1 pseudogene is annotated in these 622 nt (G+C 69.3%); it reads left to right on the plus strand.

Annotation, left to right across the window (positions count from 1 at the left end):
• A pseudogene (locus VXC91_RS46590) lies at nt 1–622 on the plus strand (RNA-guided endonuclease InsQ/TnpB family protein); the annotation flags it as partial.

Consider the following 622-nt stretch of genomic DNA (forward strand, 5'->3'; position numbering starts at 1 on the left):
CTCCCGCGCCAAGGCCTTCAAAGACATCAAGGACCGGTTGCCGCAGCGCCGCCGGGCCGGGATGCCCAGGTGGAAGAAGAAGCGGGAGGCGCGGCCGAGCCTGAACTACACGCGGCGTGGCTTCCGGTTGAAAGACGTCTGCACCTGGCCGGGGGCATCACGGTGACGGTGGTGTGGTCGCGGGACCTTCCGGCCGACCCGTCGAGCGTGCGCGTGTACCAGGACAGTCTCGGGCACTGGTATGCGTCGTTTGTTGTCCCGGCCCGGGTCGTGCCGCTGCCGGCGACCGGCCGTGTCCTGGGCGTGGACTGGGGGGTGGCCGAGACGGCTACCACCACCGATGACGCCTACGACCTCCCGCATGCCGAACACGGCCGTAAGGCTGCACAGCGGCTGGCGAGGTGTCAGCGGATGATGGCCCGGCGTCGGCGTTCGAAGGGGCAGCCCGCATCGAAGGGCTACCGGAAGGCGCAGGCGCAGGCCGCGAAGGTCTCCAAGAAGGTCGCGAGGCAGCGTGAGGACACCGGCCGCAAGTGGGCCAAGCACGTTGTGACCGGTCATGATGGGGTTGCGGTGGAGGACTTCCGGCCGAAGTTCCTCGCGAAGACCACCCTGGCCCGCG

This window comes from Streptomyces chiangmaiensis, assembly GCF_036281785.1.
Lineage (GTDB): Bacteria > Actinomycetota > Actinomycetes > Streptomycetales > Streptomycetaceae > Streptomyces > Streptomyces chiangmaiensis.